Source organism: Stenotrophomonas sp. STEN029 (assembly GCF_056760015.1).
The window spans coordinates 1-14,364 of sequence record NZ_JBRREC010000012.1 but is presented as its reverse complement, the minus strand read 5'-3'; the positions used below and the strand labels follow the sequence as shown (position 1 = coordinate 14,364).

13 protein-coding genes are annotated in these 14,364 nt (G+C 64.7%); 9 read left to right on the top strand and 4 right to left on the bottom strand.

Going from position 1 to position 14,364, the window contains the following annotated elements:
* Positions 1–32: 32 nt before the first annotated feature.
* Entirely contained in the window at positions 33–980 is a 948-nt protein-coding gene (locus tag ACVOLI_RS04340) for a UDP-glucuronic acid decarboxylase family protein (RefSeq protein WP_296248604.1), read from the top strand.
* A complete protein-coding gene (locus ACVOLI_RS04335; protein WP_481533669.1) occupies positions 977–1,894 on the top strand; it encodes a glycosyltransferase family 2 protein in 918 nt (305 codons plus the stop codon). Before ACVOLI_RS04340 ends, ACVOLI_RS04335 begins: the two co-directional genes overlap by 4 nt.
* A gap of 31 nt (positions 1,895–1,925) precedes the next feature.
* On the opposite strand, the gene ACVOLI_RS04330 is transcribed toward ACVOLI_RS04335, so the two are convergent.
* From ACVOLI_RS04330 to def, 4 genes are all read right to left on the bottom strand, one after another.
* Positions 1,926–2,693, bottom strand: a complete 768-nt coding sequence (locus ACVOLI_RS04330; protein ID WP_481533668.1) for a glycosyltransferase family 25 protein — start codon at positions 2,691–2,693, stop codon at positions 1,926–1,928.
* A gap of 202 nt (positions 2,694–2,895) precedes the next feature.
* On the bottom strand, positions 2,896–4,239 hold the full coding sequence (gene rsmB, locus ACVOLI_RS04325) for a 16S rRNA (cytosine(967)-C(5))-methyltransferase RsmB (RefSeq protein WP_481533667.1): 1,344 nt from the start codon (positions 4,237–4,239) through the stop codon (positions 2,896–2,898).
* A gap of 4 nt (positions 4,240–4,243) precedes the next feature.
* Positions 4,244–5,167 (bottom strand): methionyl-tRNA formyltransferase, encoded by a 924-nt coding sequence (gene fmt, locus ACVOLI_RS04320; protein WP_296248612.1) that lies wholly within the window; start codon positions 5,165–5,167, stop codon positions 4,244–4,246.
* 178 nt (positions 5,168–5,345) lie between these two features.
* Complete coding sequence (gene def / locus ACVOLI_RS04315; protein WP_282268094.1) at positions 5,346–5,861, bottom strand: peptide deformylase; 516 nt, start codon at positions 5,859–5,861, stop codon at positions 5,346–5,348.
* A 128-nt stretch (positions 5,862–5,989) separates the two neighbouring features.
* On the opposite strand from def, the gene ACVOLI_RS04310 reads away from it, so the two are divergent.
* From ACVOLI_RS04310 to tsaC, 7 genes are all read left to right on the top strand, one after another.
* A complete protein-coding gene (locus ACVOLI_RS04310) occupies positions 5,990–7,114 on the top strand; it encodes a LysM peptidoglycan-binding domain-containing protein (RefSeq protein WP_481533666.1) in 1,125 nt (374 codons plus the stop codon).
* A gap of 78 nt (positions 7,115–7,192) precedes the next feature.
* Positions 7,193–8,344, top strand: coding sequence for a DNA-processing protein DprA (gene dprA / locus ACVOLI_RS04305; protein ID WP_481533665.1), 1,152 nt, complete (start codon positions 7,193–7,195; stop codon positions 8,342–8,344).
* A gap of 45 nt (positions 8,345–8,389) precedes the next feature.
* Positions 8,390–8,863, top strand: a complete 474-nt coding sequence (locus ACVOLI_RS04300; RefSeq protein WP_282268100.1) for a DUF494 family protein — start codon at positions 8,390–8,392, stop codon at positions 8,861–8,863.
* Between the two features lie 21 nt (positions 8,864–8,884).
* Positions 8,885–9,619 carry a GYF domain-containing protein gene (locus tag ACVOLI_RS04295; protein WP_481533664.1) on the top strand — a complete coding sequence of 245 codons (735 nt, stop codon included), beginning with the start codon at positions 8,885–8,887 and terminating at the stop codon, positions 9,617–9,619.
* Positions 9,620–9,652: 33 nt separating this feature from the next.
* Positions 9,653–10,591 (top strand): RDD family protein, encoded by a 939-nt coding sequence (locus tag ACVOLI_RS04290; RefSeq protein ID WP_481533663.1) that lies wholly within the window; start codon positions 9,653–9,655, stop codon positions 10,589–10,591.
* A gap of 271 nt (positions 10,592–10,862) precedes the next feature.
* The gene (locus tag ACVOLI_RS04285; RefSeq protein ID WP_481533662.1) at positions 10,863–13,364 is read left to right on the top strand and encodes a DNA topoisomerase I; all 2,502 of its coding nucleotides are present in this window, start codon (positions 10,863–10,865) and stop codon (positions 13,362–13,364) included.
* A gap of 268 nt (positions 13,365–13,632) precedes the next feature.
* A complete protein-coding gene (gene tsaC / locus ACVOLI_RS04280; RefSeq protein WP_481533661.1) occupies positions 13,633–14,193 on the top strand; it encodes an L-threonylcarbamoyladenylate synthase type 1 TsaC in 561 nt (186 codons plus the stop codon).
* The last annotated feature ends 171 nt before the right edge of the window (positions 14,194–14,364 follow it).

Genomic DNA, 14,364 nt, shown 5'->3' with positions numbered 1-14,364 from the left:
CCGCCTATCCTTCATCTTTTCGAGAGTTTTTCATGCAACGCGTCCTGGTCACAGGTGGTGCGGGGTTTCTTGGTTCCCATTTATGCGATCGACTGATCCAGCAGGGGCATGATGTCCTGTGCGTGGACAACTACTTCACCGGCAGCAAGCGCAATATCGCGCACCTGCTGAACCTGCCCAATTTCGAGCTAATGCGCCACGACGTCACCTTCCCCCTGTATGTGGAAGTGCAACGCATCTTCAATCTGGCCTGCCCGGCCTCTCCCGTGCATTACCAGCATGATCCGGTACAGACCACCAAGACCTCGGTACACGGCGCAATCAACATGCTGGGCCTGGCCAAGCGTGTGAATGCACGCATCCTGCAGGCGTCCACCAGCGAAGTCTATGGCGACCCCGAAGTACACCCGCAGCAGGAAGGCTACTGGGGCCGGGTCAATCCGATCGGCATCCGCAGCTGCTATGACGAAGGCAAGCGCTGCGCCGAAACGCTGTTCTTCGACTACCACCGGCAGCACGCGCTGGACATCAAGGTCGTGCGTATCTTCAACACCTATGGCCCGCGCATGCATCCCAACGATGGCCGCGTGGTGAGCAACTTCATCGTGCAGGCCTTGCGCGGCGAAGACATCACCATTTTCGGCGATGGCAGCCAGACCCGTAGTTTCTGCTACGTGGATGATCTGATTGAAGCGATGCTGCGGACGATGGACACCGAGCGCGGCTTCACCGGGCCCATCAACATCGGCAATCCCGGCGAGTTCACCATGCTGGAGCTGGCCGAAATGGTCCTGCGCCTGGTCGGCGGTCGCTCGCGCCTGGTGTATCGACCGCTGCCTTCGGATGATCCGCGCCAGCGCCAGCCGGACATCTCGCTGGCCCGTGAAAAACTGGGATGGGAACCGAAGGTCGCATTGGAAGATGGCCTGAAGGAAACCATCGCCTACTTCCGCAAGCTGCTGGCCGAGGATAAGGCGTGACCACGTTCGCCGTCGTCATCACCAACTACAACTACGCCAATTTCGTCTGCGAGACGATCGACAGCGCGCTGGCCCAGACCCGGGCCGCCGCACAGATCCTGGTGGTGGACGACGGTTCAAGCGATGGCTCGCCGGAACTGCTGCGCCAGCGCTACGGTGACGATGCCCGGGTGACGCTGCTGTTTGGCGAGAACGAAGGCCAACTGGCCGCGTTTCAACGCGGCGTGGCCGCTGCCAACGCCGATGTGATCTGCTTCCTGGACGCCGATGACCGCTGGAAGCCGGAATACCTGGAAAAGATCGGCGCGGTATATGACGCCCGCCGCGATATCGACTTCGTTTTCAGCGACCTGCAGACCTTCGGCATCGACAACCTGGACATCCGCTACGAAGACAGCCAGGAGCCCATCGACCTGGGCTATACCGCAATAAGCACCTACTTCCTGGTGCCCTGGTATGGCGCCCCCACTTCGGCGCTGAGCCTGCGCCGGGCCTGGGCCGAAAACGTACTCGACCTGCCGCACAGCTTCCGCCGCCAGTGGAAGCTCTGCGCCGATGCGTGCGTGGTGCACGGTGCCAGCATCCTCGGCGCCCGCAAGTACTACCTGCCCACCACCTGCGTGGAGTACCGCACCCATGGCAACAACGGCTGGTGGGCAACCCGCCGTGAGCCGACCAGCCTGTACCGCAACGCGCTGCGCAACTACGGCATCGTCCGGGTGTACGCAGCACGCAGCGGCCTGGACGACGGCTGCTGCAGCTTGGGCAAACAGGAGTACCGCACCAAACCCAAGCCCAGCCGCAAGGAACGGCACCGCTACGCCAGCATCGCATTGCGCGGTGAAGCGCCCTGGTGGAAGCGCTATGAAAGAGCCATCAGCATCCTGTCCGGACGCCAGTCACGTCGCCGCTGAACAGCGGCGCCATGGCAACGGATCCCGCGTATCAACCGTTGTCCGCAGGTGTACGCCCGCGCAACCGCGAAGCGAGATTGTAGGCAAACCAGCGCACGCTGAGGCCTGCCCGATAAACCTCGCGGCTCAGCCAACCCAACGGCCCAACAGCAGGCTTGGCCTTGCGCCCGGCCTGGATCACCGAAGCGAACAGATGACCGCTGCGCACGACGCCGGGCTTGAGGCCAAGGCATTCCACCCCGTGCAGCCAGGCCAGGTCCATATAGTCATCAACCGGCAGCACCCAGTGCTCGGCGTGACGCAGGAATTTTGCAGCCGCCTCTGGCGTCAGGTAGTAGCCAAACGCGCACAGTGGGCTGCGCCAGTAGCGGTGCAGGACTGAGTCGCCGAACCTTATCCAGGCCGAGCTGGGCCGGTCCGCAGCATGCAGGCGGAAGTAGCCCACCGACTCCGGCAGTGACGGCAGGTCACGCAATACGTCCAGAAACCGCGGGTCGATGGTAATGTCGTCTTCAAACACCATCATCGGCCGACCACTGTCCACGCACTGCTGCCACAACAGATAGTGACTGGCCCAGCAGCCGATCTCGCCGGGGCGGAAAGGGCGGCCCTTGCAGGCCAGACGCCGCTTTTCATCGACCTTGGCAAACAAGGGATGCGGAATGCTGCCATTGACCGCCTCCCACATCGTCACCTCGATGCCCAGAGCTTCTGCCTGCCGCTGGATCGAGGCACGACGATCCGCCGATGCCGGCAGGTTGATCACATAAAGGGGCAAATCAGCAGACGGTCGAGTCATTGCGCGACGCAATCCTGGAAAAGAATCCACACGGGCTCCCCGCTTTCCGGAAGCCATCCTGGACACAACAACGAGTCATGATAGTACCTGATCAACAATTGCCTGCCTCCCTGCCATGGCGCCCGCAAGCAAAGCGGGGCCCGCACTTGATTTCACCGCCAACGCTGGCGCCAGCTTGATCCGAGGAACGGAGAACGTCCGCTCAGTCCTGCGCCGCTTTCACCAGCCGCGCATAGAAGAAGCCATCGCCACCCTGCTCACCCGGCAGTCGCTGGCGGTTGCCGGCAACCTCGTGACCGAATGCGTCAGGCAATGCCTGCACCTGTGCATCCGGCGTACGCACGAGGAAGTCCGCTACCTGCTGGCCGTTTTCCTGGCGCAGGATCGAACAGGTCGAGTACAGCAGCACGCCACCCGGGCGCAGCACCGTCCACAGTGCATCCAACAAGCGCGCCTGCAAGGCCGCCAACGCAACGATGTCCTCGGCACGGCGGTGCAGCAGCACGTCGGGCTGACGGCGGATGATGCCGGTCGCCGAGCACGGCGCGTCCAGCAGCACCGCGTCAAACGGCTTGCCGTCCCACCACACGGTGGTATCGGTGGCATCGACCGCCAGCACCTGCGCCTGTGCGCCGACGCCGGTACGGGCGAAGGTTTCGCGGATGCGCTGCAGACGCCGTGCATCGACGTCCAGCGCCAGCAACTGCAGGGATGGGTCGCGCTCCAACAGATGCGCGGACTTGCCTCCCGGCGCGGCGCAGGCGTCCAGCACCCGCGCGCCGAGTGGCGCCTGCAGCGCATCGGCGACCTGTTGCGCCGACAGATCCTGCACCGACACCGCCCCCTGCGCGAAGCCGGGCAAGCTGTTCACGGGCACCGCAACCGGCAGGCGCACCGCATCGGCCGACAAGGGCTCGGCAATGGCTTCAATGCCGGCCTCGGCCAACAAACCCAGATACGCTTCGCGCGAATGCTGCTGACGGTTCACCCGCAGCCACATCGGCGCCGGCTGCAGACTCTGCGCGATGATTTCTGCGGCCTGCCCTGGCCAGTCGTGCTGCACCTGGGCCAGCAGCCATTGCGGCCACGCATCTTCAGCGCGCGCCTCGGCAAAGCCTTCGCGCTGTGCGCGACGCAGCAATGCGTTGACCATGCCAGCTTGACGCTCACGGCCCAGCGCACGCGCTGCCTCCACCGTCGCTGACAACGCGGCATGGGCAGGCAGCTGCAGTACATCCAGCTGCGCGAAACCGGCCATCAGCAGTGCGCGCAGATCACCATCGCGCGCGCCCAACGGCTTCTGCAGCCATTGCCGCAGTGCCTGGTCGTAGACCACCCGGCGACGTAGCGCGGCAAAGCAGATGGCTTCCAGCAGCGCGCGGTCGCGGCTGTCGTCGAGCTTGGGCAGGGCTGCGCCGAGCTCGGCTTTCAACGAGCGGCCCTTGCCGATCACCGCCGCCAGCACCTTGGCCGCCAGCGCACGGGTCTGCACGCCGGGCTGTGCCGCCGCGGACCTGCCCCACGGCGAGGAAGTAGCAGCCGTCATCCGCTCAGCCCTCGACCCGCAGATCGCGGCGTGCGTTCAGATAATCGGCAGCGGTAATCGCCTTGCCGCCTTCGCGCTGCACCACGCGCAGACGCAATGCGCCCTGCCCGCAGGCGATGTCGATGCCTTCACGGGCGGCGCCGATCACCGTGCCCGGTGACTGGCCGCGATTGTCCTCAATGGCTACCGCACCGTGGATGCGCACGCGCTCGCCAGCCAACATGGCCTCGGCTACCGGCCACGGATTGAAGGCGCGCACACGGCGCGCCAGCGCGGCCGCTGGCTCGGCCCAATCGAGCCGGGCTTCAGCCTTGTCCAGCTTGTGTGCATAGGTGACACCGGCTTCCGGCTGCCGCTGCGGCACCGGCTTCAAGCCGGCGCGCAACAAGCCGAGGCCATCGGACAGCACCTGCGCGCCCAGCTGTGCCAGGCGGTCATGCAGTTGGCCACCGGTATCGGCATCGCTGATCGGGGTGTGCTGGCGCAACAGCACCGGGCCGGTATCCAGGCCCGCCTCCATCTGCATCAGGCAGACGCCGGTTTCGGCATCGCCCGCCTCGATCGCGCGCTGGATCGGCGCAGCGCCGCGCCAGCGCGGCAGCAGCGAGGCGTGCACGTTCCAGCAGCCATGGGTCGGGATGGCCAGTACTGCCTTGGGCAGGATCAGGCCGTAGGCCACCACGATCATCAGATCCGGCTGCAGTTCGCGCAGCTGCTGCTGGGCTTCGGGCGTCTTCAGGCTTTCCGGCTGGAATACCGGAATGCCACGCGCAATCGCATCAAGCTTCACCGGCGAGGGCATCAAGCCACGACCACGGCCCGCGGGACGATCCGGCTGGGTATAGACCGCCACCACCTCATGCTGCCGCGCGGCGGCGGCCAAGGAAGCAACGGCGAATTCCGGCGTACCGGCGAAGATGATTTTCATTGGGCGGGGATTCGGGATTCGGGATCCGGAATTGGCAAAAGCAGCGCAGCGGCGGCTACCAATCGCGAATCGAAAGAAAGAGCGTGCAGATCAGGGATGCAGGACAGAACGCCGGGACTGGAAGAAACGCAGCAATTCATGCCCTTTCCAATCCCGGGTCCCCGATCCCGGCCTCAAATCAAGCTACGTGCTTGCGCGACTTGGCCAGCTTCTTGCGCACCATCTCGCGCTTGAGCGGCGACAGATAGTCGATGAACAGCTTGCCGTCCAGATGATCCATCTCATGCTGGATGCAGGTCGCCAGCAGCTCATCGGCCGCCAGTTCCTGCTGCTTGCCTTCGCGGTCAAGGTAGCGCACCACGATGGAATCAGCGCGGGTGACATCGGCATAGATGCCCGGCACCGACAGGCAGCCTTCCTGATAGACGCGGCCGCCTTCGCTGGCGCTGACGATCTGCGGGTTGATGAACACCTGCGGCGCGTTGTGCTCTTCGCTGACGTCGATGACCATGAAGCGCTTATGGACGTCCACCTGGCTGGCAGCAAGGCCGATGCCCGGGGCGTCATACATGGTCTGCAGCATGTCATCGAGCAGCTGCTGGAAGGCCGGCGTGGTCACCTCGGCCGCTTCAACAAGGGCCGCCTTGGTGCGCAGGCGCGGGTCTGGAAACTCAAGAATGGGCAGGAGAGCCATGGCAGTACCAATCCGGGATGCCGCATATTTCGGCAAGATGTCCCAATTCTACCGCTTGCGCTTGCCCGGCGCCCCCGTTTCTGCAATATAGTGCGACAACCTGTTGGGGAATCAGGCAGATCGCAACCATGTTGAAACAATTACGTACGGTCGCCGCCGTGGCGATGCTGACCGTCACGACCTATGCCGTGGCCGTCGAAATGAACGGCACCCACCCTGACACCTACGTGGTGCGCAAGGGCGATACTTTGTGGGATATATCGGCACGTTTCCTGAAAAAGCCGTGGCTTTGGCCGGAGATCTGGCAGGCCAACCCGCAGGTAAAGAACCCGCACCTGATCTACCCGGGCGACGTTCTGAGCCTGGCCTATCTGGACCGGGTGACCGCCCAGGCAGGCCCGCGCCAGGAAGCACCGATCACCGGCGTACCGCTGGCGGACGTTGAGCCCTTCCTTAAGAACCTGAACGTGGTCGACAGCTTCGAGGACCTGCCCTATGTGGTTGGCCTGGAAGACAACCGCCTGCGCGCTACCCTGGGGCAGAAAGCCTATGTCCTCGGCCTGGAGGGCGCGCAGCCTGGCCAACGCTACATGGTGGTGCGCCTAACCGTGCGCTTCAGCCAACCCAAGCACACCGATGATCTGGACAACCGCGGCCGGGCCATCCCGGGCAGCGGCAACGTGTGGGCGAGCTACGTAGCCGCCAATGACCGCAACGAGTTCCTGGGCTACGAGCTGGCAGAGGTGAATGCCGGCACCCTGACCCAGGTAGCCAGCGGTAGCGTCGAGGCGTCCACCTTGCAGCTGCAGGACAGCGGCAGGGAAGTACGCGCCGGCGACCGTCTGGTGCCGGTGCAGACCACCCCGTACGACCTGCAGTTCGTCCCGCATGCCCCGGCCAACGCCTCGGCACCGGGTCAGCTGCGCGTGCTTGCAGTGACCGACACCTTCACCAGCGGCGGCCCGCGCGATGTGATCGCCATCTCCGGCGGCGCACGTGAGGGCATCGACAACGGCACGGTGTTCTCGATCTGGCGCAGTGGCAGCCACGTCGCCCACCGCATGCAGCATCCCGACTCTTCGCGCATGGACGATGCACTGAAGACCGGCGCAGGCCGCGTCACCCTGCCTGACGAATATGCTGGCCATGCAATGGTGTTCCGCACCTTCGACAAGGTCAGCTATGCCTTGATCATGGAAGGTACCAAGCCGACCCGCGTAGGCTATGAGCTGAAACATCCGGACGCGCAGTAAGCGCCTGCGGCCTAGCCTTACGATGCAGCACAACGGCGCCCGAGGGCGCCGTTGTTGTTTGTGGCGGCAGGCTGGGCCATGCCTCGATCAGCCTTCGCCAATCTACCCTCCCCACCCTGTTGCCCGGCCCTGCTGACCCTGGCGCTGGCTGGCGGCCCCCGGCAGACACTGCGTCGCCTGCTCGATCAACATGGCGGCAGCGCCGACGCATTGGCCGCCGGCCCCGCCGGCTGGCAGGCGGCCGGCTGCACCCCAGCGCAGCGCCAGACATTGGCAAAACCCGATGCAGACGCCTGGGCGCGCACCGTCACCTGGCTGGACGCCGATGGCCATCAGCTGATTGGCTGGGGTGATCCGGACTATCCACCGCTACTGCGCGACAGCCCGAATCCACCACTGGCACTGTTCATCGCCGGCGACCCGATGCGTCCATGGCAGCCGGCAATCGCAATCGTAGGGAGCCGCATCCCCACCGCCGGCGGGCGCGATATCGCCCGCGACTTCTCCACCACACTGGCTGGCTGCGGCCTCACCATCGCCAGCGGGCTGGCCGCCGGCATCGATGCGGCTGCGCACCGGGCGGCGCTGGCCTGCAGCGGCAGCACGTATGCAGTGATCGGGACGGGGCCGGACCTGGTCTACCCGCGCCACCATCGCCAGCTGCAGGCACAGATCGCCGCCGAAGGCGCGGTGATCAGCGAATACCCGCCAGGCACAGCACCGCGCAGCGGCCAGTTCCCCGCCCGCAACCGCCTGTTGGCGGCGCTTGCCCTGGGCACCGTGGTCATCGAGGCCGCCGAACGCTCCGGCGCACTGATCACCGCGCGGCTGGCCAGCGAGGCCGGCCGCGAGGTCTTTGCCGTGCCCGGCTCCATCCACAATCCGATGGCGCGCGGCTGCCACCGGCTGATACGTGAAGGTGCAACATTGGTGACACACAGCGCCGACATTCTTGAAGGCGTGGCCAATCTGGCCGGCGAACTGGCCTGCGCCTTGCAAACCCGGCTTCAGACCCCCATCTCCCCTGTACCGTCCGGCCAGCACCCGGCCGTCACGCCACCGGACCCAGACTACCAGCGATTGTGGGACGCCTTGGGTTATGACCCAACCGGTATGGATTTACTGATCGAGCGCACTGGATTGACGGCCGCCAGCCTGTCCTCCATGCTGCTGCTCATGGAATTGGAAGGGAAGGTTTCGTCGGCGCACGGCCGCTATACCCGCACCTGAAGGTTTCTTCACCTCCACAGCGCCAATGGCGCAGGCCGAGGGGCAATGAAAGAGAGCATCCTGGACGTCCTGCTGTACCTGTTTGAACATTATTTCAGCGAAGATGCTGATCTCATCCGAGACCGCGACTCGCTACAGAACGGCCTGATCCAGGCCGGTTTCAGTCCCGCCGAAATCAACAAGGCCTTCGATTGGCTCGATGCCTTGGCCGAACAACGTCCAGCCGTGGCCCAGCCGCGCGTTGACGGGCCGGTTCGCGTGTTCCACGGCCCCGAGCTCGACAAGCTGGACGTGGAGAGCCGCGGTTTCCTGCTGTTCCTGGAACAACAACGCGTGCTCGACGCCGACCAGCGCGAACTGGTGCTGGACCGCGCCATGGCGCTGGACCAGGACGAACTGGACCTGGACGACCTGAAGTGGGTGGTGCTGATGGTGCTGTTCAACCAGCCCGGCGCCGAAGCCGCCTATGCCTGGATGGAAACCCAGATGTTTGTCGACGAACCCGAACCCCTGCACTGAGCCCGACACCGGCGTGCAGGGATGCATAAGGACAATACCTACGTGAGCCAATGGTTCTACGCCGAGGGTAACCGCGAACGCCGCGGCCCGATCAGTGACGAAGACATCACCCAGCTTTTCCAGTCCCGGCGCATCGACGAAGACACCCTGGTCTGGCGCGAAGGTGCCGGTGACTGGCGGCCGTTGCGCGAGTTCGCCGGCGAGCTTGGGCTCGACCTGCAAAACCCGGTATCGGCAAGCGCACCGCCAGTACCGCCGTCGCTGCCTCCGGGGCTACAAACCATCCACACGACATCCGCTGCAGCTCCCCGCCAGGGCCTGTCCGGCTGCGCGATCGCCGGCATCATCGCTGCGGTCGTCGGCGTGATCCTGATTGCCATCCTCGCCATCCTGGCGGCCATCGCCATGCCGGCCTACCAGCAGTATGTGATGCGCTCCAAGACAACGATGGTTTCAGGGCAACTGCTGGTCCTGAAGCATCAGGTGGCCGAGTTCGTCGCCGCCAACCAGCGCTGCCCGATCAATGATGACGACGGCTTCGGCACCCCGGAAAGCTATGCCAGCGGCGACGTCGCCCAGGTCCATGTAGGCCGTTTTGAAGAGGGGCATTGCGGGCTGGAAGCCTTCCTGCGGGTTCCATCGCATTCGCAACTTGACGGCAAAAGCATCTGGCTCGACTACGATATGCAGGCCGACAGCTGGGAATGCAGTTCCGATGTCGACGACAACTACCTGCCGATCGACTGTCGCGGCTGATTGGTAGCGTTCAGAACTTTTACGGGGAAAAAGATGAGCCAGTGGTACTACGCTGATGCCCAGCGCGAGCGGCATGGTCCGATTGAAGCGGATGCCCTCCGCGAAAAATTCCGCGCAGGCGAGATCGACCTGGGCACCCTGGTGTGGCGCGAAGGCATGCAGCAGTGGCAACCGCTCTCGGCCATCGCCGACGAACTGCAGCTGATCACCCAGGCCAACACCGGCATCGACCTGCGTCAGGACTATGCGGCCATCGAGAACGGCACCGCGGCCGAACCCGCAATTGTGCGAGCTGCGACTGCACACTCCCCATACTCCGCGCCGGGCAGCATGCCCGTCGACCAGAATCATGTGGTGACCGGCGGCGCCATCGTCCAAGCAGGCTTCCTGCGACGCTTTGCTGCCTCGGTGATCGACAGCATCGTCACCGGCGTGGTCTCCGCGGTGTTGCTGATCCCGATCGCGCTTGTGATGGGGGTGAGCCTGGCAGGCATGGCCGGGTCGGAACTGGCCAACGCGGGCGCCATGCTCGCCTTCTACGGCATCTATATGGGCATCTGCATCCTGGTGCCGGCCACCTATTTCGGCTGGATGCACTCGTCCAACAACCTGGCCAGCCTCGGCAAAATGGCGGTGGGCGCCAAGGTCGTGCGCAGCAATGGCGAACGCATCAGCTTCTGGCGCGCGTTCCTGCGTTACATCGCCATGATCGGGCTTGCAGTGATCTCCTGCTACATCTCCCTGCTGGTGTCGGCGATCATGGTCGGCGTCACCGAGCGCAAGCAGAGCTTGCACGACATGATCTGCGACACCGTGGTAGTCGACAAATGGGCCTTCACCGAACATCCGGAGCGCCAGAGCCGTGAGCTGGGCCCGGTGACACTCGTCATCGTCGGTTTGGCGGCACTGTTGATCCTTGGTTACCTGGCCTTGATCGCATTTGGCTTTTTCATGGCCATCGCGCAATCCTGAGCCCTCTGACGGCCCTCCGCCAGAGGGCTTTGCCTGATCGGGCTGGTGGTGCTTCCCGGCGTTGCGGCAGCACCCTTCAACTGACAAATTGCCGGGGGCGGCTTGACACAGGGCCCTCTGGCATGATTCCTCTAATAAGGAACCAAGCTGAACGCCCGGGCCGCAACCCGGGCGTCGGCTTATGCACAACCCCAATATCAGCTTCACTATCGTCCCGGTTTAAGCCACCCTAGCGCCCCCACCGGGCGTTCCGCCCCAAGAATGTACTGACATGCCCAAGCACCTGCTCATCGTCGAATCACCGGCCAAGGCCAAGACGATCAATAAATACCTCGGCAAGGACTACACGGTCCTGGCCTCGTATGGGCATGTGCGTGACCTGGTTCCCAAGGAAGGCGCGGTCGACCCCGAGAACGGGTTCGCCATGCGTTACGACCTGATCGAGAAGAACGAGAAGCACGTCGAAGCCATCGCCAAAGCCGCAAAGGGCGCCGATGACATCCTGCTGGCGACCGACCCGGATCGCGAGGGTGAGGCAATCAGCTGGCATATCGCCGAGATCCTGAAGCAGCGCGGCCTGTCCGATGGCAAGCCGATGCAGCGCGTGGTGTTCACCGAAATCACCCCACGCGCGATCAAGGAGGCGATTGCCCAGCCGCGTGAAATCGCCTCGGACCTGGTCGATGCCCAGCAGGCACGCCGCGCGCTGGACTACCTGGTCGGCTTCAACCTGTCGCCGGTGCTGTGGCGCAAGGTACAGCGCGGCCTGTCTGCCGGCCGCGTGCAGAGCCCGGCCCTGCGCATGATCGTCGAGCGCGAGGAAGAGATCGAAGCCTTCATCTCGCGCGAATACTGGAGCATCGAGGCTGCCTGCGCGCATCCCTCGCAACACTTCAATGCGCGCCTGATCAAGCTGGACGGGCAGAAGTTCGAGCAGTTCACGGTCACCGACGGCGACACCGCCGAGGCCGCACGCCTGCGCATCCAGCAGGCCGCGCAGGGCTCGCTGCACGTCACCGACGTCGCCAGCAAGGAGCGCAAGCGCCGCCCGGCGGCGCCGTTCACCACCTCCACGCTGCAGCAGGAAGCCTCGCGCAAGCTCGGCTTCACCACCCGCAAGACCATGCAGGTGGCGCAGAAGCTCTATGAAGGCGTGAACATCGGCGATGAGGGCACGGTCGGCCTGATCACGTATATGCGTACCGACTCGGTGAGCCTGTCGCAGGATGCGCTGGCCGAGATCCGCGACGTGATTGCCCGCGATTACGGCATCAGTTCGCTGCCGGACAAGCCCAATACCTACACCACCAAATCCAAGAACGCGCAGGAAGCCCACGAAGCCGTGCGCCCGACCTCCGCGTTGCGCACCCCGGCACAGGTGGGCAAGTACCTCACCGACGACGAGCGCAAGCTGTACGAGCTGATCTGGAAGCGCGCCGTCGCCTGCCAGATGATCCCGGCCACCTTGAACACCGTCAGCGTCGACCTGTCGGCCGGCAGCGAGCACGTGTTCCGCGCCAGCGGCACCACCGTGGTGGTGCCCGGCTTCCTTGCCGTGTACGAGGAAGGCAAGGACAGCAAGAGCGCCGAGGATGAGGACGAGGGCCGCAAGCTGCCGCTGATGAAACCCGGCGACCGCGTGCCGCTGGACCGCATCGTCGCCGACCAGCACTTCACCCAGCCGCCGCCGCGCTACACCGAAGCGGCGCTGGTCAAGGCGCTCGAGGAATACGGCATCGGCCGTCCGTCCACCTATGCCTCGATCATCCAGACCCTGCTGTTCCGCAAGTACACCGAGATGGAAGGCCGCAGCTTCAAGCCGACCGACGTCGGCCGCGCGGTCAGCAAGTTCCTGTCCAGTCACTTCACCCAGTACGTCGATTACGACTTCACCGCCAAGCTCGAGGACGAGCTGGATGCGGTGTCGCGCGGCGAGGAAGAGTGGGTGCCGCTGATGGAACGCTTCTGGGGCCCGTTCAAGGAGCTGGTCACCGACAAGAGCGAATCACTGGACCGCACCGATGCCGGCAGCGCGCGCGTGCTGGGCCCCGACCCGGTCAGCGGCAAGGATGTCACCGCACGTATCGGCCGCTTCGGCCCGATGGTGCAGATCGGCACCGTCGAAGACGAAGAGAAGCCCAAGTTCGCCTCGCTGCAGCCGGGCCAAAGCATCTACTCGATCTCGCTGGACGAGGCACTGAAGCTGTTCGACATGCCGCGCAAGCTTGGCGCCGACGCCAATGGCGAGGAAGTCACCGTCGGCATCGGCCGCTTCGGTCCGTTCGCCAAGCGCGGCAGCACCTATGCCTCGCTGACCAAGGAAGACGACCCCTACAAGATCGACCTGGCCCGCGCCGTGTTCCTGATCGAAGAGAAGGAAGAGATCGCGCGCAACCGCATCATCAAGGAGTTCGAGGGCTCGGACATCCAGGTGTTGAACGGTCGCTTCGGCCCCTACATCAGCGACGGCAAGATGAACGGCAAGATCCCCAAGGACCGCGAGCCCGCTTCGCTGACCCTGGCTGAAGTCGAGCAGCTGATGGCCGACACCGGCAAGCCGGTGCGCAAGGGCTTCGGCAAGAAGGCCGCCAAGAAGACCACGGTCAAGAAGGAAGCCGCACCGAAGAAGGCCGCTGCAAAGAAAGCCCCGGCCAAGAAGGCGGCAACCAAGAAGGCAGCGACCAAGAAGACCGCAGCGAAGAAGGCCACCAAGAAAACCGTCGCCAAGAAGGCAGTGAAGAAGTCGACCGCCGACGACGCACCGCCGTTCTGATTAGAGCAATGCCGCGAGCTCTCCCTTCTCCCGCACGCGGGAGAAGGTGCCCGGAGAGCCTGCCCCCGCGAAGGCGGGGGGCGGATGAGGGTAGGCTTTGCTCCTGAAGCCGGTTGAATGCAGCTTCCGCTTTCCAACCATCCCCTCCCCCGCCAACAAGCGGATAATCGGCACCACCCGCAGCAGGCCGCCCACCGGGCGGCCTTTGCTTTGCGTCCTTTCGCCGACCAGCGCCAACGAACGCACTGGCCCTCCAACGGTGCTGACCATGCTCGAACTCGACCTGCACAACGTCGTCCCCACCCTCAAGGCCGGCGGCGTGATCGCCTATCCGACCGAAGCGGTCTGGGGCCTGGGCTGTGATCCTTCCAACGAAACCGCGGTGATGAAACTGCTGGCGCTGAAACAGCGCCCGGTCGAGAAAGGCATGATCCTGATCGTCGCCAGCCCGGCGCAGTTGGAAGGCTGGGTGCAGTTGGACGCCTTGGCAGACGACCGCCGGCAGGCAGTGCTGGACAGCTGGCCCGGCGCCAACACCTGGATCGTGCCGGCCGGCCCACGCGCCCCACGCTGGATCACCGGCGAACACACCGGCATCGCCGTGCGGGTCACTGCGCATCCACTGGTACAGGCCCTGTGCGAGGCCTGGGGCGGCCCGCTGGTATCGACCAGTGCCAACCTCGCCGGCGAGCCGCCAGCGCGCTCCCGTGAGCAGCTGGACCCTGCCCTGCTGGCCTTGCTGGATGGCCTGCTGGATGGCGCCACCGGCGGCCTGGCCCAACCTACCCGCATCCGCGTGGCAGCTACCGGCGCAGTCCTGCGCGACTGAAAAGCCGAAAAGCCAACCCCTCCCCAACCCTCCCCTTGGCTTCGCCAAAGGGAGGGGGCAACGGCGTAGTGGCGCGCCCAGCACCGCCCGGGCGTAACACCAAAAACCCCCCCCCCGCCAAGCAACGCCCGACACGCAGCGACCCCCCAAAAAATATGGCGGCACGGTAAC

What these genes read in the sequence shown, in the direction of transcription:
- ACVOLI_RS04340 (WP_296248604.1), top strand. Translation starts at nt 33, where the DNA reads ATGCAACGCGTCCTGGTCACAGGTGGTGCGGGGTTTCTTGGTTCCCAT.
- ACVOLI_RS04330 (WP_481533668.1), bottom strand. Translation starts at nt 2,693, where the DNA reads ATGACTCGACCGTCTGCTGATTTGCCCCTTTATGTGATCAACCTGCCG.
- rsmB (WP_481533667.1), bottom strand. Translation starts at nt 4,239, where the DNA reads ATGACGGCTGCTACTTCCTCGCCGTGGGGCAGGTCCGCGGCGGCACAG.
- fmt (WP_296248612.1), bottom strand. Translation starts at nt 5,167, where the DNA reads ATGAAAATCATCTTCGCCGGTACGCCGGAATTCGCCGTTGCTTCCTTG.
- def (WP_282268094.1), bottom strand. Translation starts at nt 5,861, where the DNA reads ATGGCTCTCCTGCCCATTCTTGAGTTTCCAGACCCGCGCCTGCGCACC.
- ACVOLI_RS04310 (WP_481533666.1), top strand. Translation starts at nt 5,990, where the DNA reads ATGTTGAAACAATTACGTACGGTCGCCGCCGTGGCGATGCTGACCGTC.
- dprA (WP_481533665.1), top strand. Translation starts at nt 7,193, where the DNA reads ATGCCTCGATCAGCCTTCGCCAATCTACCCTCCCCACCCTGTTGCCCG.
- ACVOLI_RS04300 (WP_282268100.1), top strand. Translation starts at nt 8,390, where the DNA reads ATGAAAGAGAGCATCCTGGACGTCCTGCTGTACCTGTTTGAACATTAT.
- ACVOLI_RS04295 (WP_481533664.1), top strand. Translation starts at nt 8,885, where the DNA reads ATGCATAAGGACAATACCTACGTGAGCCAATGGTTCTACGCCGAGGGT.
- ACVOLI_RS04290 (WP_481533663.1), top strand. Translation starts at nt 9,653, where the DNA reads ATGAGCCAGTGGTACTACGCTGATGCCCAGCGCGAGCGGCATGGTCCG.
- ACVOLI_RS04285 (WP_481533662.1), top strand. Translation starts at nt 10,863, where the DNA reads ATGCCCAAGCACCTGCTCATCGTCGAATCACCGGCCAAGGCCAAGACG.
- tsaC (WP_481533661.1), top strand. Translation starts at nt 13,633, where the DNA reads ATGCTCGAACTCGACCTGCACAACGTCGTCCCCACCCTCAAGGCCGGC.